At 74.7% G+C, this 18,245-nt stretch carries 19 protein-coding genes and 1 pseudogene; 7 read left to right on the plus strand and 13 right to left on the minus strand.

Going from position 1 to position 18,245, the window contains the following annotated elements:
• The 4 genes and pseudogenes from MNY60_RS13465 to MNY60_RS13480 form a co-directional block, all read left to right on the plus strand.
• Positions 1 to 680, plus strand: a pseudogene (locus MNY60_RS13465) (serine/threonine protein kinase); the annotation flags it as partial.
• Entirely contained in the window at positions 677 to 1,519 is an 843-nt protein-coding gene (locus tag MNY60_RS13470; protein WP_242340010.1) for a tol-pal system YbgF family protein, read from the plus strand. The pseudogene MNY60_RS13465 and the gene MNY60_RS13470, both read left to right, overlap by 4 nt.
• 37 nt (positions 1,520 to 1,556) lie before the next feature.
• Positions 1,557 to 3,380 (plus strand): sigma 54-interacting transcriptional regulator, encoded by a 1,824-nt coding sequence (locus MNY60_RS13475; RefSeq protein ID WP_242340009.1) that lies wholly within the window; start codon positions 1,557 to 1,559, stop codon positions 3,378 to 3,380.
• Positions 3,377 to 4,015 (plus strand): hypothetical protein, encoded by a 639-nt coding sequence (locus tag MNY60_RS13480; protein WP_242340008.1) that lies wholly within the window; start codon positions 3,377 to 3,379, stop codon positions 4,013 to 4,015. The genes MNY60_RS13475 and MNY60_RS13480 overlap by 4 nt, the downstream gene beginning before the upstream one ends.
• Positions 4,016 to 4,024: 9 nt before the next feature.
• Here MNY60_RS13480 and MNY60_RS13485 read toward each other — a convergent pair whose 3' ends face one another.
• From MNY60_RS13485 to mutL, 3 genes are all read right to left on the minus strand, one after another.
• Complete coding sequence (locus tag MNY60_RS13485; RefSeq protein ID WP_242340007.1) at positions 4,025 to 4,552, minus strand: hypothetical protein; 528 nt, start codon at positions 4,550 to 4,552, stop codon at positions 4,025 to 4,027.
• A 57-nt stretch (positions 4,553 to 4,609) separates the two neighbouring features.
• A complete protein-coding gene (locus MNY60_RS13490; protein ID WP_242340006.1) occupies positions 4,610 to 4,777 on the minus strand; it encodes a hypothetical protein in 168 nt (55 codons plus the stop codon).
• A 438-nt stretch (positions 4,778 to 5,215) separates the two neighbouring features.
• Complete coding sequence (gene mutL / locus MNY60_RS13495; protein ID WP_242360787.1) at positions 5,216 to 7,033, minus strand: DNA mismatch repair endonuclease MutL; 1,818 nt, start codon at positions 7,031 to 7,033, stop codon at positions 5,216 to 5,218.
• 207 nt (positions 7,034 to 7,240) lie between these two features.
• On the opposite strand from mutL, the gene MNY60_RS13500 reads away from it, so the two are divergent.
• Complete coding sequence (locus MNY60_RS13500; RefSeq protein ID WP_242360789.1) at positions 7,241 to 8,404, plus strand: lysophospholipid acyltransferase family protein; 1,164 nt, start codon at positions 7,241 to 7,243, stop codon at positions 8,402 to 8,404.
• 65 nt (positions 8,405 to 8,469) lie between these two features.
• Here MNY60_RS13500 and MNY60_RS13505 read toward each other — a convergent pair whose 3' ends face one another.
• Positions 8,470 to 9,852: a glucose-6-phosphate isomerase gene (locus tag MNY60_RS13505; protein WP_242360791.1), complete on the minus strand. Its 1,383-nt coding sequence runs from the start codon at positions 9,850 to 9,852 to the stop codon at positions 8,470 to 8,472.
• Positions 9,853 to 9,944: 92 nt separating this feature from the next.
• Entirely contained in the window at positions 9,945 to 10,826 is an 882-nt protein-coding gene (locus MNY60_RS13510; RefSeq protein ID WP_242360793.1) for an acyl-CoA desaturase, read from the minus strand.
• 164 nt (positions 10,827 to 10,990) lie between these two features.
• Here MNY60_RS13510 and MNY60_RS13515 point away from each other — a divergent pair, with 164 nt between their 5' ends.
• The gene (locus tag MNY60_RS13515) at positions 10,991 to 11,401 is read left to right on the plus strand and encodes a hypothetical protein (protein ID WP_242340001.1); all 411 of its coding nucleotides are present in this window, start codon (positions 10,991 to 10,993) and stop codon (positions 11,399 to 11,401) included.
• A 12-nt stretch (positions 11,402 to 11,413) separates the two neighbouring features.
• Here the strand turns inward: MNY60_RS13515 and MNY60_RS13520 are convergent, their stop codons facing one another.
• Positions 11,414 to 12,229, minus strand: coding sequence for a hypothetical protein (locus MNY60_RS13520; RefSeq protein WP_242360795.1), 816 nt, complete (start codon positions 12,227 to 12,229; stop codon positions 11,414 to 11,416).
• Between the two features lie 49 nt (positions 12,230 to 12,278).
• Between MNY60_RS13520 and MNY60_RS13525 the strand changes: the two genes are divergently transcribed.
• Positions 12,279 to 12,479, plus strand: coding sequence for a hypothetical protein (locus MNY60_RS13525; protein ID WP_242339999.1), 201 nt, complete (start codon positions 12,279 to 12,281; stop codon positions 12,477 to 12,479).
• Positions 12,480 to 12,540: 61 nt separating this feature from the next.
• Here MNY60_RS13525 and MNY60_RS13530 read toward each other — a convergent pair whose 3' ends face one another.
• From MNY60_RS13530 to MNY60_RS13560, 7 genes are all read right to left on the minus strand, one after another.
• On the minus strand, positions 12,541 to 13,287 hold the full coding sequence (locus MNY60_RS13530; RefSeq protein WP_242356006.1) for a molybdopterin-binding protein: 747 nt from the start codon (positions 13,285 to 13,287) through the stop codon (positions 12,541 to 12,543).
• A 103-nt stretch (positions 13,288 to 13,390) separates the two neighbouring features.
• Positions 13,391 to 14,044 (minus strand): dTMP kinase, encoded by a 654-nt coding sequence (gene tmk, locus MNY60_RS13535; protein WP_242356008.1) that lies wholly within the window; start codon positions 14,042 to 14,044, stop codon positions 13,391 to 13,393.
• 1 nt (position 14,045) lies between these two features.
• Positions 14,046 to 14,414 (minus strand): hypothetical protein, encoded by a 369-nt coding sequence (locus MNY60_RS13540; protein ID WP_242356010.1) that lies wholly within the window; start codon positions 14,412 to 14,414, stop codon positions 14,046 to 14,048.
• Between the two features lie 10 nt (positions 14,415 to 14,424).
• Positions 14,425 to 15,795 carry a threonine synthase gene (gene thrC, locus MNY60_RS13545; protein WP_242356012.1) on the minus strand — a complete coding sequence of 457 codons (1,371 nt, stop codon included), beginning with the start codon at positions 15,793 to 15,795 and terminating at the stop codon, positions 14,425 to 14,427.
• 3 nt (positions 15,796 to 15,798) lie between these two features.
• On the minus strand, positions 15,799 to 16,995 hold the full coding sequence (locus MNY60_RS13550; RefSeq protein ID WP_242339994.1) for an aminotransferase class I/II-fold pyridoxal phosphate-dependent enzyme: 1,197 nt from the start codon (positions 16,993 to 16,995) through the stop codon (positions 15,799 to 15,801).
• Between the two features lie 58 nt (positions 16,996 to 17,053).
• On the minus strand, positions 17,054 to 17,581 hold the full coding sequence (locus tag MNY60_RS13555) for a hypothetical protein (protein ID WP_242339993.1): 528 nt from the start codon (positions 17,579 to 17,581) through the stop codon (positions 17,054 to 17,056).
• Positions 17,582 to 17,600: 19 nt separating this feature from the next.
• Positions 17,601 to 18,224, minus strand: a complete 624-nt coding sequence (locus tag MNY60_RS13560; RefSeq protein WP_308197069.1) for a protein-L-isoaspartate(D-aspartate) O-methyltransferase — start codon at positions 18,222 to 18,224, stop codon at positions 17,601 to 17,603.
• Positions 18,225 to 18,245 lie beyond the last annotated feature (21 nt).

Here is an 18,245-nt window from a genome sequence, read left to right on the forward strand (position 1 = left end):
AGCCCGTGGCCGACCCCGAGGCGCGCCCCGCGGAAGGCGCCGCGCCCGCCGGCGAGGCTCACGCGGCCCACCGGCCGCGGGGTGGCCGCGCCGGTGCGCCCTCGCCGCGCGCGCGGGAGAGCGCCTCGGGCCCTCCCGCCTCGCTGTCGGTGCACGTCCGGCCGTACGCGCAGCGCGCGCTGCTCGACGGGATCGAGGTGGCGCGCGGGGAGCAGCTCGTCCGCTTCTCGGTCGCGCCGGGCCGCACCCACGTCATCCAGATCGAGCACGCCTGCTGCACGCCGTTCGTCCGGGAGATCACCGCCGAGGAGGCGCAGCGCCTCGGCGAGCTGCGGGTGCCGCTCACGCCACGCCCGGCCCGGCTGCGCGTCGAGGGAGACCCGGCGACGCGCGTGTACGTGGACGGCAAGCTCGTCGGCACCGCGGGCGACTCGCAGCGCGCCTCGTTCGCGATCCCGGTGCCTTCCGGGGCGGACAGCCCCTACGAGGCGCCCGCCCGGATCGGCCTCGAGGCGGCCGGCGCGGCGATGCGCGACGTTCAGGTGAAGCTGCGGGCCGGGGGCGAGGTGATCGTCGCCGCCCCGACGGCGGCGCGGCAGCCGCCCCCGCCCTCCGGCGCGCCGGAGCCCGGCGCGGGCCCCGCGAGCGCGCCCCACTCCGACGGAGCCGTGACGCCGTGATCCCCCTCCTCATCGCGCTCGTGCTCACGGCCCCGCCGGAGCTGAAGCGCGCGAAGGACCGCTTCGAGTTCGGCGCCTACGCGGACGCGGCCGGCACGCTCCGGCGCTACCTCGCCACGGGCCCCTCGCTCAGCGAGGACGAGGCCATCGACGCCTACCGCATCCTCGGCATCTCCGAGTACCACCTCGGCGATCAGGCCCAGGCGCGCGCGGCGTTCGTGAACCTCCTCTCCCACGATCCCGACTACGCGCTCGACCCGTTCCTCGTCCCGCCGCCCATCGTCGAGTTCTTCGACCGCGTGAAGCGGGAGCACGAGCCCGCGCTCGCGCCGCTGCGCGAGCGGCGCCGCGCGCTGCGAGAGCAGGAGCGGCTCGCGGACGAGGCGAAGCGGCGGCTGCTGGCGGAGGAGCAGGCGCGCACCGGGCCGCCGACGAAGGTCGTGCGCGTCCAGGAGCGCCTGTACCTGTTCAACTGGATGCCGCTCGGCGCGGGCCAGTTCCAGAACGGCGATCGCGCGAAGGGGACCGCCATCGCGGCCGGCCAGATCGTGGCCGGCGTCGTGAACCTCTCCGCGATCATCTTCCACAACCAGCTCGCCGAGGACCGCACCCGCTCCTGCATCTCCGGCCAGCCGGGCTGCTCGCGGCCGCCGTACTCCGACTCGGACCGCGTGCTGCTCGGCCGCGTCGAGGCGGTGAAGTACGTGTCCGCCGGCCTGTTCTGGGCGCTCTACGCGTACGGGGTGTGGGACGCGCACAAGCACTTCGTGCCCATCGTCGAGACCGAGGTCTCGCCCGGTGGCGGCGCCGGGTCGGTCAAGCTGGAGTGGGCGTTCTGAGGGACCGATGACGATTCGGAACTGAGGCAAGTCGATCGTGGCAACGCTCATCGTGAAGAGCCCGGACGGCGTGGAGCGCGAGATCGCGCTCGTGAAGCGCATCACGAGCGTCGGGCGCGACGTGGAGAACGACGTGGCGGTGCCCGATCCCGGCATGCCGCGCACGGCGGTGCACATCCACTGGGACGGTCGCGAGTACAACGCCGCCGCGCACGACGGCGCGGACATGACCGTGAACGGCAAGCGGCGCGCGGCGTGGCGGCTCGGCCCCGGGGACCGGATCCGCGTCGCGGGGACCGAGCTCGTGTTCGACCCCGCCCCCCGCGCGGCCCCCGCCCGCCCGGGCCCGAGCTCCGGCCAGCGGCTCCTGGCCCTCGAGACGCTGGTCCGGTTCTCGGAGCGGCTGCTCGGCGCGAACGACCTCGCCCGGCTCCTCGACGAGCTCATCGACGCCCTGCTCGAGGTGACCCACGCCGACAAGGGCTTCCTCATCCTGTTCGAGGACGGCGAGATGACCGTCCGGGCGGCGCGGAACGTGGCGCGCGAGACCATCGAGGGCGCGATGGCGCGGGTCTCCGACTCGATCATCCAGCGCGTCATCGACACGCGCCGGCCGATCGTGGTCGCCGACGCCCTGCACGACTCCGAGTGGTCCGGCTCGACCTCGGTCGTGAACCTGAAGCTCTGCTCGGTGATGTGCGCGCCGCTCATGCAGAAGGGCGACGTCTGCGGCGTCATCTACCTCGGGAACGACAGCGTGGTCTCGCTCTTCGACGACCGCGCGCTCGAGGCGCTCACCGTGTTCGCCGCCCAGGCGTCGCTGCTCGTGCAGAACGGCATGCTGCTCGACTCGCTGCGGCGCGAGAACGTGGCCCTGCGCGAGGCGGTGAGCTCGAAGCAGTACGGCGAGCTCATCGGCTCGGGGGCGTCGATGCGGGAGGTGTTCCGGCGCATCGAGAAGGTCGCCGGGACGGACATCAGCGTGCTCGTCTCGGGCGAGACCGGCACCGGCAAGGAGGTCGTCGCCCGCGAGATCCACCGCCGCAGCGGGCGGGGGAGCGGCCCGTTCGTCGCGGTGAACTGCGGGGCGATCCCCGAGGCGCTCCTCGAGTCGGAGCTGTTCGGCCACGTGCGCGGCGCGTTCACGGGCGCCATCGCCACCCGGCCCGGCAAGTTCCAGGCGGCGCACGGCGGGACCCTGTTCCTCGACGAGGTGGGCGAGATGCCGGCCGCGCTGCAGGTGAAGCTCCTGCGCGCGCTCCAGGAGCGCTCGGTGACGAAGGTCGGCGACACGCGCCCGGAGCCGGTGGACCTCCGCGTGGTCGCCGCGACGAACAAGGTGCTCGAGGAGGAGATCCGCAAGGGCACGTTCCGGGAGGACCTCTACTACCGCCTCAACGTGGTCTCCATCCTCCTGCCGCCCCTCCGCGAGCGCGGCGAGGACCTCGTCGTGCTCGCGAAGTACTTCCTGCAGAAGTACGCGAAGGACTTCGGCGCGAAGGTGCGCGGGTTCGCGCCGAGCGCGGTGGTCGCGATGCGGAAGTACGCCTGGCCGGGGAACATCCGCGAGCTCGAGAACCGCCTCAAGAAGGCGGTCGTCCTCGCCGACAAGGCGCTCGTGTCGGCGGAGGACCTCGACCTGCGGCCGGAGAACCTCGAGCCCATCCTCCCGCTCGTCGCCGCGAAGGAGGAGTTCCAGAAGCGCTACATCAACGAGGTGCTCGAGCGGAACCAGGGCAACCGCACCAAGACGGCCAAGGATCTCGGCGTCGATCCGCGGACCATCTTCCGGCACCTGGAGAAGCTCGAGGCCGAGCGGCGCGGCCAGAAGCTCCCGCCCGACGAGGAGGACGACGCGTGAGGAGAACCGCCAGGGCGGCCGCGATCGCGGCCGTGGTCCTCTCGGGGTGCCCGCTGCCGCAGCCCCTGCCCGATTACCCCGAGGGCCAGCCGGTGACGCCGCCGCGCATCGTGGTCGACGACACCGTCCGCGCGGTGCTCCAGCCGGAGTCGATCGTGCGCGTCCCGGCGGGCTGCCCGCGCGAGCCCGTCTTCCCGCTCGGCGCGACGCTCCGCGACGCCATCACCAACGAGGCGGTCGTGGCGCGCTGGTTCGTGAACTACGACCCGACGAACCGCCCGAGCCTCGCAGTCCAGCAGGCCAACGACATCCTCGCCCCGGGCGACGGGACCGTCGACCCCACGCTGCGCGAGACCCCCGCGTTCCAGTTCCCCGCCTACCAGTACCCGAGCGCAGGCGGCAGCGCCGCGGCCGGCACCGCGGGCGCCCTCCACGTCGTGGAGCTCGTGGTGTCGAACGGCTTCGATCCCAACGCCGACGTCGCGACCGCCACGTCCGCGTATCGCAAGCCGAAGCTCGGGTTCGAGGTCCAGGTCTATCGCTGGGTGTTCTTGACGGTGCCGCCCTCCCCGGACGGCTGCACGGGCGCGGGCTGCGTCACCTGCCCGGCGCCGCCCGTGGTCCCGGCCGGCTGAGCGGGGAGCTCACCGCCGCTCCGGCGGCCGCGCGAGCGCCTCGCGCGCCTCGTGCAGCGAGGCCGCGGCCTGGTGGGCGAGGTTCGCCTCCTCCTGAGCGAACCGGTTCACCTGCGCCCGGTAGGCCCGGTGGAGCTCGAGCACCGCGTCGCGGGCGTGCGCGAGCTCCTTGCGCCCGCCGAAGCCCTGCGGATCCGGATCCGCCGCGTCGAGCCGGCAGCGCTCGGCGAGATCGTCCACGCGCTGCTCCCACTCCCGCGCCCAGATCTCCCAGCGCTGGATGGCGTCCTTCTCGCCGACCTCGTCCCCGAGGCGCCAGGCCCGCTCGTTCTGCTCGGCGTGCAGCGCCTCGAGCTCCGTCACGCACACCCGCAGCGCGGCGCGCGTCGGGAGCGCGCCCGTCGCGGGGGGCCGGTGGGGTCCGCGCAGGTTTCGCACGACGCTCGTCATCACCACCGCGAGCGCGAGGGCGATGACGGCGAAGTAGAGCAGCCAGAGCGCCGTCCGGTACGGCTTGTAGCGGGGGTCCCGCGGCACGCGCGGGACTCTGCCAAACGGGCGACGCCGCGTCGAGTGTTTGGGCGCCGGCGGCGGCTACTGATGACCTGCGAGCACCTCGAGGAACGTGCACGGGCGCCCGCTCCACATCGCCCGCAGGCACCGCACGTAGAAGACGGGACCGAACAGCCGCACGATGGTGACGGAGTGGAACAGCACGTCCCTGCCTGTGATCGCGCCCTGCACGCAGCGGGTGGATTGCATCGGCGGTGCCGGACGGCGCCGCGTCGGCCCGCGGGGAACCTCTCCAATCTGCAAGAGAATCCCCGGGGAGCCCCTTCGGGCGAGCGCGGAAGCCGTGAACTTTGCCGCCCCCTGGGGCGACGAATTTACAGCCTGCCGGTCGAGGGTGAGGCGCATTGCAGTTTTGAATCGAATGCTTTCAACCCTGAAAGGTCCGGACTGGATGCTTTTCAGCCCCGATCCGGAACATCTCGGGATCGTGGGACATATTTTCAGAACCCGAGTGGGCACGTCGATTGAAAGTCATCCCGCCAGGACGTTCGCATCGGCTTGGGGTCACCCCCCCCGCACTCCGAGCCGGCAGCCGGGCGTCCACTTGGGAGCTCTCGGCGCGGTCGCTTTCACCGTCGCTCGTACAACGCCGAAGACGGCGCCGAGAGCTGCCCTTTTCCTCTTCCTTCAGCGTCGACCGACCCGCCGCTCGAGCTCCGAGAGCGGGAGCTCGAAGACCACCGGCCGTCCGTGGGGGCAGCGCGCCTTGAAGTCGATGGCGTCGAGCCCGTCGAGCAGGGCGCGCGCCTCCTCCGGCGCGACGTCCTGGTTCGCGCGGACGGCGGCGTGGCAGGCCATCGTGGCGAGCAGATCGTGCAGCGCCTCGTCCACGGCGCTGCCGGTCCCCACGAGCTCGAGCTGACCCGCGAGATCGAGGAGCAGCCCCTCGAGGTCGACGCCGGCGAGCGCGGCCGGGGTGCCCTTCACGGCGAAGCTATCGCCGCCGAAGGGCTCGACGTCGAACCCCAGCCGGCCGAGCTCGGCGAGCCCGCCCTCGAGCGCCCGGGCGACCGCGGGAGGGAGCGTCACGACCTGAGGCAGCAGGAACGGCTGCACGGGGAGCTGCCTTGTCCGGAATGCCTCGCGCAGGCGGTGGAACAGGAGCCGCTCATGGCTCGCGTGCTGATCGATGACGACGAGCGTCCCGCCCGGGGCCTCGCACAGGAGGTAGGTCCGCGCGTGCTGCCCCACGTAGCGGAGCGAGGCGAAGTACCCGCCAGGCCGCGCCGTGCCCGTCTCGTCCGAGATCGGAAACGCGAACGCGGCCGTGGTGCCCGGCGCCGGCCTCGGGGGCGCGACGAGCGCGCCGCTCCCCTCCGGCGCGTGGGCCTCTCGCGCCCAGGCGAGCACCGCCGCCGTCTCCTCGCCGCCCGCGATCCCGTCGCCGGAGGGCACGAGCGCGTGGGGCGTGGTGGCGGCCCCCGTGCCCGCCGCGCCGCGGCCGTGTGCGAGCCAGGGGGCGGTGCGGAGCGTGCCGGCGATCGCGTGGAACAGGGCGTCGTACACCTCGCGCGCCTCCGCGAACCGCACCTCCAGCTTCTGCGGGTGCACGTTCACGTCGACGCGGTCGAGGGGCAGCTCCACGAACAGCACGCCCGCGGGGTGCCGCCCCGGCGGCAGCGTCCCGGCGAACGCGCGGAGCACCGCGTGAGCGGCCCCCCGGTCGCGGATGTAGCGACCGTTCACGAAGAGATAGAGCGCGCGCCCGGTCGCCTCCGAGTGATCGGGTGAGCACACGAGCCCGCGCACCCGGACCGGGCCGCGCGCGGCGTCCACCGGCACGAGGTGCCGGTGCGCGTCGCGGCCGAGCGCCTGCGCGGCGCGATCGGCGAGCTCCGCACCGGCGCGAGCGCCGAGGACGAGCCGCCCGGCGGATCGCAGCGTGAACCCGACGTCCGGGCGCGCGAGGGCGAGGCGCACCACCGCCTCGCTGACGTGGCCGGCCTCGGTCGGCGGTGCGCGCATGAACTTGCGGCGCGCCGGGGTGTTGAAGAAGAGGTCCCGCACCTCGATGGTGGTGCCGCGCGGACGCGCGACGGGGCCCGCCGCGACGCGCGCGCCGCCCTCGATCTCGAGCCGGGTCCCGGCGCCGTCCTCCGCCGCTGCGGTGTCGAGCCGGAACCGCGCCACCGACGCGATCGCCGGCAGCGCCTCGCCGCGGAACCCCATCGTCGCGATGGCCGCGAGGCCGGCGGCGTCCCGCAGCTTCGACGTGGCGTGCCGCTCGAGCGCGAGGTGGGCGTCCTCGCTCGCCATCCCGCACCCGTCGTCGGCGACCCGCACCAGCGCGAGGCCGCCCTCCTCCACGTCGATCGCGACGGAGGTCGCGCCGGCGTCGAGCGCGTTCTCGACGAGCTCCTTCACGATGGACGCCGGGCGCTCCACCACCTCGCCCGCGGCGATCTGGTTCACGAGCCCGGGCGGAAGGACCTGGATGCGCGGCATCGCGGTGTCGTACCACACCGCCCGGACCCGCGGTGCCGGGTGGCCCGTCCCCGTCCGTCCGTTTGACGAGCGTGGGTACACCCGTCTATGAGGTGCGCGATGGCGGGAGGGAAGAGCCGAGGCCGAACGGGAGCCGGGAAGCGCACGCGCGCGCCCAGGCCCGAGGCCCGCGCACGTCCCGCGCCCAGGCCCAAGCCCACGCATCCGGTGCTGGGGAACGACCCGTTCGCGCGGGGTGCAGCGCCGCGCGAGCCGGTGCCCGCGGTGGCGCGCGCCGGGGTGAGCGGACCGATCCCGACCTCGACCTCGACCCCAGCCGCGACCACGACCAGGATCCCGACCCCGACCCCGACCCCGACCGCACCTCAGGCCCCCTCCCCCGACGCCGCGCGGCTCCGCGCCGCCGCCGATCGGCTCGGCGCGCTGGAGCACCGCGTCGAGAGCACGCTCGAGGGGCTCGAGCACCGGCTCGCCGACGTCGCCGGCCGCGCGGGGCTCGCGTCGGCCGCCGGGGAGCTGAGGGAGACGCTCGCCCGGCTGTTGCCGCGCGTGAAGCACGCGCTCGGGAGCGCGATCGACCTGGCGCGCCTGCTCGAGCCACCCGAGCGGCTCGACCGGTACGGGCTCGACGCGCGCTTCCACGAGCGAGCGCAGCCGCTCCTCGACCTGCTGTACGCGACCTGGTGGCGCACCGAGGCGCGCGGCCTCGACCGCGTGCCGCCGGCCGGTGCCGCCATCGTCGTCGCGAACCACGCAGGGGCCGTGCCGTGGGACGCGCTCGTGCTCCGGCACGCGCTCCACCGCGACCACCCCGCCCGGCGAGACCTCCGTCCCCTCCTCGACGATCGCGAGGCCGGGCTGCCCGTGTTCGGTGCGCTCGCGATCCGCCTCGGGGCGATCCGTGCCGCGCCCGAGCCCGCAGAGCGCATCCTGCGGGACGGGGGGCTCCTCGGCGTCTTCCCCGAGGGGAGCGCGGTCGCGCGGAAGGCGTGGGGCGAGCGCTACTGCATCGAGCGGTTCGGCCGCGGCGGCTTCGTGAAGCTCGCGCTCCGCACCGGCGCGCCCATCATCCCGTGCGCCATCGTGGGCAGCGAGGAAGCCTCCCCGGCCATCTCGCGGCCGGGCTGGCTCGGGGCGGCGCTCGGCCTCCCTGCCCTGCCCCTCGACTCGCTCCGGGTCGGCGCGGCCGGCCTCGTGCCGCTCCCTTCGCGCTGGTCGCTCCGGTTCGGCGATCCGATCGACCTGGGCGGCGCGGGCCCGGACGCGGTGCACGATCCCTCGACGGTGAGCGCCCTCACCGAGCGCGTGCGGTCGACGCTCCAGGCGATGCTCGACGAGGATCTGGCCGCGCGTCGCTCCGTGTTCCTCTGACCGGCGGCTTTCGGGGCCGCGTCGACCGCGGACGAACGCCGGCGCCGGCGAGCTCCAGCTCGCGTCTAGCCGAGGACGAGGGCGGGGTCGGTGTGGGCCCGCGCGAGCAGCTCGTCGCGGGCCTGCTCGTAGCCAGGGCGGCCGAGGAGCCCCTGGGCGTAGCGCTTGCCGGCCTCCACCCCGGGCTGGTCGAACGCGTTCACCCCGTACAGGCCGCCCGCGTACGCGGTGGCGAGCTCGAGGAGCATCAGGAGCTCTCCCATGGCCCGCGCGTCGAGGCGCGGGAGCTGGATCGAGACCGTGGGGCGCCCCGCCTTGCGCAGCGCGGCCTCGGTCGCGCGCCGCTCCGCCTCGATGAGCTCGCCCATCGTGTGGCCGTCGAGGTACGCGATCTCTCCATGCGGGCGGTACGTGTCGGGCACCGGGATCGACACGTCGGCCCGCGGCTGGACGACCCGCACGAACGTCACGACCTTGTCGTGCGGCCCCTCCATCATGAGCTGCATCGAGGAGTGCTGGTCGGTGGCGCCCACCGCGCGGAACGGCGTCGGGCCGACCTCGGGGCGCTTCCCGAGCGACTCCGCCCAGAGCTGCACGAACCAGTCGCCCGTGTCGCGCAGCCCGTCCGCGTAGGGCATGAGCACGTGGATCCGCCGCCCCTTTTGCCGGTCCATGAGGTGCAGCACGCCGGCGTAGAGGAGCGCCGGGTTCTCGCGCAGCGCGCCGGAGCGGCAGCGCGCCTCCATCGCGGCGGCCCCCGCGAGGAGCGCGGTGAGGTCGACCCCGCCCGCGGCGGCCGGCAGGAGCCCCACGGCGCTGAGCGCGCTGAAGCGGCCGCCCACGCTCGCCGGCACCGGCAGCGCCCGCAGCCCCTCCGCGTCGGCGATGGCGCGGAGGGCGCCCTTCGCCGGGTCGGTCACGAGGACGCAGCGCGCGCGGTACCCCTCCTCGCCGAACCGGGCGATGCAGCGCTCCCGCAGCACGAGGTGCTGCGCCATGGTCTCGGCGGTGCCGCCGGACTTCGTGATGGTGGCGAAGCAGGTCTCCTCGAGCTCGAGCGTGCCGAGGAGCGCCTCGAAGGTGGCGGGGTCCGAGTTGTCCGGGAAGAAGACGCGCATGGCGCCGCGCCGGTCGCGCGGCAGGAGGTTGTGGAAGGGGTGCGTGAGCGCCGAGAGGATGGCGCGGCCGCCGAGGGAGCTGCCGCCGATCCCGAGCACGACGAGGTTCTCGAACCGGGCGGCGAGATCGCGCGCGAGCGCGGCGCTCGCGTCGGCCGTGGCCGCGTCCCGCGGCAGGTCGGCGAAGCCGAGCTCGCCCGAGCGGCGCCGCGCCTCGAACCCGTCGAAGGCGGCCGCGGCGGAGGGCGCGAGCGCGTCGAGCGCGTCCGCGCCGAGGCCGTCGGCGGCGGCGTCGAAGCAGCCGTTCACGTCGAGTGACAGGCGATCCATGGGTTCCCTCCCGGTGCGCCGCCACTCTAGCGACGGTCCGCCGCGCTGGCGAGGACTCGCGGCGCGGGGGCCCCGACGGTGTCCGACGGCCCTCAGCCCGGATCCGGGACTGCGGCGGAGCGGGGCGCCGCCCCCGCGGTCGTGCGGTGGGCGAAGCGGACGCGGTCCGGCGCCATCCGGAGGTCGCGCACCAGGCCGACCGCGGAGAGGAGCCGGAGCGCGTAGAAGGAGACGTCGATCTCCCACCAGAAGAAGCCCTGGTGCGCCGTCGACGGGTAGAAGTGGTGGTTGTTGTGCCACCCCTCCCCGAGCGTGAGGAGCGCGAGCAGGAGGCTGTTCCGGGAGCCGTCCCCCGTCTCGTAGCGCCGGCGGCCGAACACGTGGGCGAGCGAGTTGATGGCGAACGTCCCGTGCCACAGGAGCACCGTCGAGACGCAGAAGCCCCAGAGGAACGCCGGCAGCCCACCCGCCAGGAAGAGGCCGCCCCCGAGGGCGAGCGGCACGGCGAGGTGCCAGCGGTCGAGGACGCGGAGCTCGGGGTAGACGGCGAGGTCCTTCACCCGCTCGAGCTTCGTCGCGTCGTAGCGGCGCGCCAGGATCCAGCCGACGTGGCTCCACCAGAAGCCGCGCTCGAGCGGCGAGTGCACGTCCTCGGGGCCGTCGGAGTACCGGTGGTGGTCCCGGTGGTGGGCGGCCCACCAGAGCGGCCCCTTCTGGACGGCCGACGCGCCGAGCACCGCCAGGGCGAGCTGGAAGGGGCGCGACGTGCGGAACGCGCGGTGCGAGAAGTAACGGTGGTACCCGGCCGTCACGCCGAACATCCGGAGGAGGTAGAGACCGACGGCGAGGGCGATGTAGCGGCCCTCGACGGGCGCGAGGAAGGGCGTCGCGAGGGCGGCCGCATGGACCGCGAAGAACGGGAGGGAGTGACCCCAGTGGATCGCGTCGAGGTTCCGGGGAGGCGTGGTCGTCATCTCCGGGCGATCTGGCGAGCGGCCGTCATGGGCGGGTCACCGCGCGCACGGTGGCCCGCCCCGCGGCGGAGCGCGGGGGATGCGCCATGCTGGATCGAGGACCACCCTTCGTGTGGGAGGGCCGGGGACCGGCGGGGAGCTCCTTCCGACCGCCTGGCTGCGCCATGGAGATGCTCGAGACCCCCACGACGGTCGAGGCGGCGAACGACGTCCAGAAGGAGGCGTTCATCCGCCTCATGGCCGAGACGCTCCCGCTCGCGGGCTACTCGGGGGTTCGGGCCGATCTCCCGGGCTGGGACCAGCCCGAGGTGATCCACGGCGCGATGCGCGATCACCGCCCGGCGCTCTTCTGCGACGCCCCGAAGCCGGTGTTCCTCGACGTGCTCTCACCCGGTCCGGTGACGCTCGAGGACGTCGCGAGCCGGTGGCAGCTCTTCGCCTCCGCCGCGGAGCTCACCGGGGGCGAGTTCCACGTCGTCATCCCACGCTGGGTGGCGGGGCGCGACGGGAAGCAGATCGCGAAGCAGATCGCCGAGCTCGTCGGCGTCCGCATCGGCTTCATCTGGGCTGTCTAGCCGCCCTTTTCCTCACGGCGCCGACGCGGAGGAGGTGGACGGCGCAGCCGCTCCGCCCTCGCCCGCCGCGGCCACGGCCCGCAGGAACGCCCAGAGATCCTCGCTCGCCTCGGCTCCCGGCGGCTCGATCCCATCGGTGCGGGCCGGATGGCTGCGCATCAGCTCCCGGAAACGGTCGTGCGACAGCCGCTCCGCGACCGCCGTGAGATCCGGCCCGCGCTCCCCGCCGGCGGTCCGCAGCCGGTGACAGGCGACGCAGCGCGCGCCGAACTCGCCCGACCCGAGCCGGGCCCGGTCGGAGGCGCCCGGGGGCGCGGCGAGCGCCGTCCCGAGCGTCTTCTGCCAGAAGACGATCTCGAGCGCGCGAACCCCGTGCGCCCACCAGGAGGCCTGCCGGGGATCCGTGGTGAGCCCCGCCTGCTCCAGGTTGGGCCACGCGAGGACGCGCATCGCGATCGGCGCGCCGTCGGCCCGGTCCGCGACCACCGGCCGCAGCTGGCGGATCAGGGTGAGCGGGATGGGGACGGCCGTGCCCTCGGTGGTGCGCACGATGACGGTGTCCGTCCCCTTCTTCGGCGCGGCGCGCTCCGAGACGAGCAGCGCGAGCGGGGTGCCCTCCCAGAGCGCCTCGCGGCCGGAGACCGGATCGACGCCGCGCACGGCGCGCCGGGGGAGCGCGGCGAGGTCCTTCTCACCGAGCGCGTAAGGCCCTCCGTCGACGGCGCCGCGGATCTCGATCACCGTCTCGCCCTGCGCGGAGCGCGGCAGGCGCGCGCCGGAGGAGCACGCGGCGAGGGCGAGCAGGAGGACGAAGCGGACGTTTCTCATCGGCTGCCTTTCGGGATATCTTGCGCGCACTCTGAAGGAGTGATCCCGCATGGCACGCGCGTTCATCGGAAGCATGGAGTGCCGGGTCGTGGTGGACAAGGATCTCGGCGACAGCTGGGCCGTCGCGGTGTACCCGCCCGCCGCGTCGCCGCTCGTCGTCAAGATCCAGGGCAACGACAAGGAGAAGGCGACGCTCGGCGCGCTCGAGGTCCTGCAGAAGGCCGGCAAGATCGATCGCTTCGAGCTCTGAGCGGGGCCCGGCCCGCCGCGGCGCGCGGCCCGTCCTCCGTGGGCGCGGCGCCTGCGCGGCCTCACCCGGGCTCCGTCCGGACCACCGCGCCGTCGGGGAGCGCCGCGAGCAGCTCCGCCAGCGCCGCGTCCACCCGCGTCCCGTCCTTCGCCTCGATCGTCACCTTCACGCGGTGATCGGCTTCGTCGAAGCGCGGGTAGCTGCCGATCTCCACCGCCGGGTGTGCCTCCGCGACGCGCGCGAGCGCCGGCGCGATCTCGTCCTCCCCGAGCGAGAGGAAGACGCACGCGAGGTGGAACGGATCGGCCGCGAGCAGGTGCGCGATCCGGTCGAACTGCCAGCGGAAGAACTGCGGCACGCCCGGGAGCATGACGACGTTCTCCACCACGAGGGTCGGGAACGACGGGTCTCCGAGCAGGCGCGTCCCCTCGGGCACGTCCGCCATGCGCAGCGTCGCCTCGGGCGGCTCCGCCCCGTCGTGATGGCGGCGGTGCATCGCGCGGAGGCTCTCGACCAGCGCGCCCGAGCGCACGAGCCGGCGCCCGAGGGCGCGCGCCACGGCCGGGACCGTCACGTCGTCGTGGGTCGGGCCGACCCCGCCCGAGGTGAACACCCAGGTGGCGCGGCGACGGGCGCGGTCCACGGCGTCGACGACGTCGTCCACGCGGTCCGGGAGGGTCAGGATGGCGTCGAGCTGCACGCCGAGATCGCGCAGGCGGCGCGCGGCCCACGGGCCGTTCTCGTCCTGCACCTTCGCGGAGAGCACCTCGTTGCCGATGACGACGAGGATCGCCGTGGGACCGGGCATCCCATCTAAGTAGAGGGCGCGCGCGAGATCCGCAAATCGCGCGACGGGGCGCGGCGCTGCCGCGGGGGCGTCTCGGGGCCGAAGGGCGGGTCCGCGGCCCGCGTCAGCGGCCGGAGCGGAGCTTCTCGACCGCGGCCCAGACCGCGTCCGCCACGGCCTCCACCGGCGCCTCGCCGTCGAGCTCCACCACGCGCTGTCCCGCGGCGCGGAGGAGCGCGATGCCGCGGTCGTAGCTCCGCGCCACCGCGCGCTGGAAGTCCGACACCTCGTACAGCTCCGGGTCCATCGTCGCGGCGCGCCGCCGCTTCAACGCCACCGCCGCGCGGGCGCGCAGGAAGAGCGTCACGTCCGGCGTGGCCGCGCGGGCGTTCACCGCCTCGACCCAGGCCAGCGCGCCGGTCGTGAGCCCCTGGTAGGCGAGCGACGAGAGGGTGAAGCGGTCCGAGACGACGTCGACGCCCTCCGCCAGCTTGGGGGCGATCTCGGCGGCGACGTGGTCGAGACGATCGGCGGCGAAGAGCAGCGCGAGCGCGCCGGGATCGAGCTCACCCTCCCCCCGCCCGCCCACGACCCGCCGCGACAGCGCCTGGCGGACGAGGCTCCCGATCGGACCTCCGGACGGCTCGGCGGTGACGTGGACGGCCCGGCCCGCGCCGCGGAGGCGATCGCCGAGCAGACGCGCCTGCGTCGTCGTCCCGGCCCCGTCGAGCCCCTCGAGGACGATGAAGCGGCCGCGGCGGACGCGCCTCGCCGGCATGTCAGTGATCGAGCCCCAGCATGCCGCGGAGCGCGAGCAGGCGGGAGAAGAGCGCGTCCTCGTCGCGCATCAGGCGCCGCGCGCGGAGCGCCTCGCGCAGGGCGAGGGCCGCGAGGACCGCGGCGAGCACGACGGCGAGGTAGAAGAACACCGGCGGTCCGGTCGGGATCTTCCGCGCGACGCCGGGCGCCGGGGTCCCCCAGCGATCCCAGCCGAGCTTCACGGCGAGACCGATGCCGATGAGGGCCGCGAAGCCGACGTACGCGCCACGCCGGACGTGGTCGATCGAGCGGCGGATCTCGAGGCGCGCCGCGAGCGCGTCGTGCTCGGCGCGCAGCGCGGCGGGGTCCTGGGCGGGGGTGGTCACCATCGGGCCGTTTCTACCGCTGACCGAAGCGGGCGGCAATCGCGTCCTGGACCGCCCCGAGCGTCGCGGCGAGCTTGACGCCCGGGTTCCGGAGGGGCGAGGCGATCCCCGGCAGCGTCCCGTCGTGGTAGCCGACCTTGAAGTCCGAGAACTTGAGCCCGTGCGCCGTGGAGATCACGACCACCCGCTCGCCCCTGCGGATCGCGCCGCGCGCGGCGAGCTTCTCGAGCGCGGCCAGCGCGACGCCCGTGTGCGGACAGGTGAACAGCCCGGCGCGGTCGGCGCGCGCCGCGGCGTCCGCGAGCTCCTGCTCCGTGGCCTGCTCGACGACGCCGTCGAGCGCCTCGAGGGCGCGCAGCGCGCGCTTCGCCGACACGGGGGCGCCGATCTGGATCGCCGAGGCGAGCGTCCGCTGCGCCGCGACCGGGGGCACGACCACCGCCGCGGTCGGCCTCACGCCGGCGCCGCTCGTCGCCCGCCACAGCGGGTTCGCCTGCGCCGCCTGCGCGACGACGAGGCGCGGGAGCCGGTCGACGAGCCCGAGCTCCTTCATGAGCAGGAAGCCCTTCCCGACCGCGCTCGCGTTCCCGAGGTTGCCGCCCGGGATCACGATCCAGTCCGGCGAGCTCCAGCCGAGCTGCTGCGCGATCTCGATGGAGGCGGTCTTCTGCCCCTCGATGCGCAGCGAGTTCATCGAGTTCGCGAGGTAGATGTCCTTCGTGTGCGCGAGCTCCCGCACGACGCGCATGCAGCCGTCGAAGTCGGTGTCGAGCTCGAGCACGAGCGCGCCGTTCGAGATGGGCTGGACGAGCTGGGCGGTCGAGATCTTGCCGCGCGGCAGGAGGACGACGCTCGGGATCCCCGCGGCGGCGCAGTAGGCGCTGAGGGCGGCGGAGGTGTCGCCCGTCGAGGCGCAGGCGACGGCGCGCACCGCCTGGCCGCGGGCGCGCATCTCGTTCACCGCCGAGACGAGCACCGTCATGCCCAGGTCCTTGAAGGACCCCGTGTGCGTGACGCCGCACTCCTTCACCCAGACGTCGTCGAGGCCGAGCTCGCGGGCGTAGCGGTCCACCCGCAGGAGCGGGCTGCCGCCCTCGAACATCGAGACGACGTTCTCGGTCGCGAGCTGCGGGTAGACCCACTCCTTCTTGCCCCACACGCCGGAGCCGTACGGCCACGCGCCGAGCTTGAAGCGGGAGTCGAAGAGCGCCTTCCAGTCGTCGCCGGATCGCGCGGCGAGCGCCGCGCGATCGTGCTCCACCTCGAGCAGCCCGCTGCAGCGCGGGCACTCGTAGACGACGTCGACGAGCTCGGCGCGGAAGTCGCAGCCCGCCGCGCAGCGGAACCAGGCCGAGGGGGCCGGAGCGGACGCCCGAGCGGACACAGGTCACCTCCCCTTCTGCAGCAGGCCGTGGACGCGCTCGGCGGCGAGCGCGAGGCGCGCCTCGTCCTCGACGAGCGCGATGCGGACGAAGCCCTCGCCGGCGGCGCCGAACCCGACCCCCGGCGCGACGCAGACCCCCGCCTCCTCCACGAGCCGGCGGGCGAACTCGAGCGAGCCGAGCCCGCGGAACGGCTCGGGGATGGGCGCCCAGGCGAACATGCTCGCCGCGGGCGGCGGGATGCGCCAGCCCGCCGCACCGAACGCGGCGACGAGCGCGTCCCGGCGGCGCTGGTAGCGCGCGCGGTTCGCGACGACGTCCTCCTCGCACTCGTCGAGCGCCGTCACCGCCGCGAGCTGGGTCGGGCCGAACAGGCCGTAGTCGAGGTAGCTCTTCACGCGCGCGGCCGCGGCGACGAGCGCGGCGTTCCCGGCGCAGAACCCCACGCGCCACCCCGCCATCCCGTAGCTCTTCGAGAGCGACATGAACTCGAGCGTGCGCTCGCGCGCCCCCGGGATGGTGAGCATCGCCGGCGCGCGTCCCCCGTCGAACACGAGGTCGCCGTAGGCGAGGTCGGAGATGATGAAGAGGTGCCGGGCCTCGGCGAAGCGGACGATCTTCTCGAGGAGCTCGGGCGTCGCGACCGCGGCGGTCGGGTTCGCGGGGAAGTTCACCACGATCCCCTTCGGGCGCCGCTCGGCCTTCTCCGTCGCCTCGACGAGCGAGTCGAAGAAGTCGAACCCGGGCCCCACGCGCACCGGGATCGTCTCCGCGCCGGCGAGCACCGCGCCGTAGGCGTGGATGGGGTACGTCGGCGTGGGCGCGAGCACCGCGTCGCCCTCGGCGAGGAGGCCGAGCAGCGCGTGGCCGATGCCCTCCTTCGAGCCGATGGTGATGAGCACCTCGCGGGCGGGGTCTACCTCGACGCCGTGCCGGCGCTTCCACCAGCGTGCGGCGGCGGCGCGGAGCTCGGGCAGGCCGCGGGGATCGAGGTAGCGGTGGAGGCGCGCATCCCCAGCCGCCTCCCTCAGCCGCTCGACGACGCGCGCCGGGGCGCCGCGGTCCGGGTTCCCCATCGAGAGGTCCACGACGTCCACACCGCGGGCGATGGCCTCGTCGCGGAGCCGATCCGTGATCGTGAAGACGTACGTGGGGAGCCGCTTGACGCGCGCGAACACCTCGGGGTCGTGGAAGGTTTTCATGGAGGGACCCGCCAATTTGCCGGGAGCCGCCCCGCATTTCAAGGGGGCGAGCGAAGCCTCACGGCGGCGGCCGCGCGCCGCACGCCGGGCACGAGCGGCCGCGGACGAGCGCGCCGCAGCCGCAGACGTGCCCTGCCGGCGCGGCCGGCGCGCCGGAAGCCCCGCCCGCGAGCGGCAGGCGCATCCCGCACTGGCCGCAGATCCGCTCGCCGGGGAGCGCCGGGCTCCGGCAGTAGCGGCAGGTGACGAACACGGGGAGCGGCGTCGGCCCGTCGTCCGGCCCCTGCTGCGCCGTCCGCTCGAGGCCGTCCAGCGCGGGCGCGTCGACGTCCTGCGGCGCGATGCGCGTCTGCTCGAGCTCGAGCGGCGGCGGCGCCACCGCGCCGGCAGGCGCGTGGGCGGTCGGCTCGAGGCCCTCCACGGGCGGCGCGTCCGCCGCCCACGTGGCGGGATGGAGGGTCGGCTCCAGCCCGTCGAGCGCGGCCATCCCCGCGGCGAGGTCGGCCTCCGGCGCGAGCGGGCCGCCGCAAAGCTCGCACGCCCCTGCGCCGGGCTGGGAGTGGTCGCACACCGGACAGACGATCATCGCGGGGGAGTGTAGCGCATCAGCCGGCGGCGCCGGTGAGCGGCACGAAGCGGACGGGGATGAGCTCGGTCCAGACGTTCGCGCCGTCGTTGCCCTTGTCGACGGCGCGCAGCACCTGCAGGTCGGGCGCCTCGCCCACCGGGATCACCATCCGGCCGCCGGGCGCGAGCTGGGCGACGAGGGCGGGCGGCACCTCCGGGGCGGCGGCGGTCACGAGGATCCGCTCGAAGGGCGCGGCCTCGGGCCAGCCCGCCCCGCCGTCTCCGGTGCGGAGGCGGAGGTTCTGGAGACCGAGCGTGCCGAGCAGGACCTCGCGCGCGCGCTCCGCGAGCGCGGGGACGATCTCGATCGAGAACACCTCCGCCGCGAGCCGCGCGAGGAGCGCCGTCTGGTACCCGGAGCCGGTCCCGACCTCGAGCACGCGCTCGCGGCCGCCGAGGCGGAGCTGCTCCGTCATGTAGGCGACCACGAACGGCTGGGAGATGGTCTGGCCGAAGCCGATGGGCAGCGGGTGATCCGCGTCCGCCGAGCCGCGCAGGTCCGGGGGCACGAACAGCTCGCGCGGCACCTCGGCCACGGCGCGCAGGACCGCGGGATCCCGGATGCCCATCGCCTCCAGGGCGCGCGACAGGTCGGCGCTCACGAGGCCATCCTAGACGGTCGG

It is taken from the genome of Anaeromyxobacter sp. SG17 (assembly GCF_022690695.1).
Classification (GTDB): domain Bacteria; phylum Myxococcota; class Myxococcia; order Myxococcales; family Anaeromyxobacteraceae; genus Anaeromyxobacter; species Anaeromyxobacter soli.

Bases quoted from the DNA above. Each gene is read 5' to 3' on its own strand.
- mutL (WP_242360787.1), bottom strand. From the start codon at position 7,033: ATGCCGCGCATCCAGGTCCTTCCGCCCGGGCTCGTGAACCAGATCGCC.
- MNY60_RS13515 (WP_242340001.1), top strand. From the start codon at position 10,991: ATGGAGATGCTCGAGACCCCCACGACGGTCGAGGCGGCGAACGACGTC.
- MNY60_RS13520 (WP_242360795.1), bottom strand. From the start codon at position 12,229: ATGAGAAACGTCCGCTTCGTCCTCCTGCTCGCCCTCGCCGCGTGCTCC.
- MNY60_RS13525 (WP_242339999.1), top strand. From the start codon at position 12,279: ATGGCACGCGCGTTCATCGGAAGCATGGAGTGCCGGGTCGTGGTGGAC.
- MNY60_RS13555 (WP_242339993.1), bottom strand. From the start codon at position 17,581: ATGATCGTCTGTCCGGTGTGCGACCACTCCCAGCCCGGCGCAGGGGCG.
- MNY60_RS13490 (WP_242340006.1), bottom strand. From the start codon at position 4,777: ATGCAATCCACCCGCTGCGTGCAGGGCGCGATCACAGGCAGGGACGTG.
- tmk (WP_242356008.1), bottom strand. From the start codon at position 14,044: ATGCCGGCGAGGCGCGTCCGCCGCGGCCGCTTCATCGTCCTCGAGGGG.
- MNY60_RS13505 (WP_242360791.1), bottom strand. From the start codon at position 9,852: ATGGATCGCCTGTCACTCGACGTGAACGGCTGCTTCGACGCCGCCGCC.
- MNY60_RS13530 (WP_242356006.1), bottom strand. From the start codon at position 13,287: ATGCCCGGTCCCACGGCGATCCTCGTCGTCATCGGCAACGAGGTGCTC.
- MNY60_RS13540 (WP_242356010.1), bottom strand. From the start codon at position 14,414: ATGGTGACCACCCCCGCCCAGGACCCCGCCGCGCTGCGCGCCGAGCAC.
- MNY60_RS13510 (WP_242360793.1), bottom strand. From the start codon at position 10,826: ATGACGACCACGCCTCCCCGGAACCTCGACGCGATCCACTGGGGTCAC.
- MNY60_RS13550 (WP_242339994.1), bottom strand. From the start codon at position 16,995: ATGAAAACCTTCCACGACCCCGAGGTGTTCGCGCGCGTCAAGCGGCTC.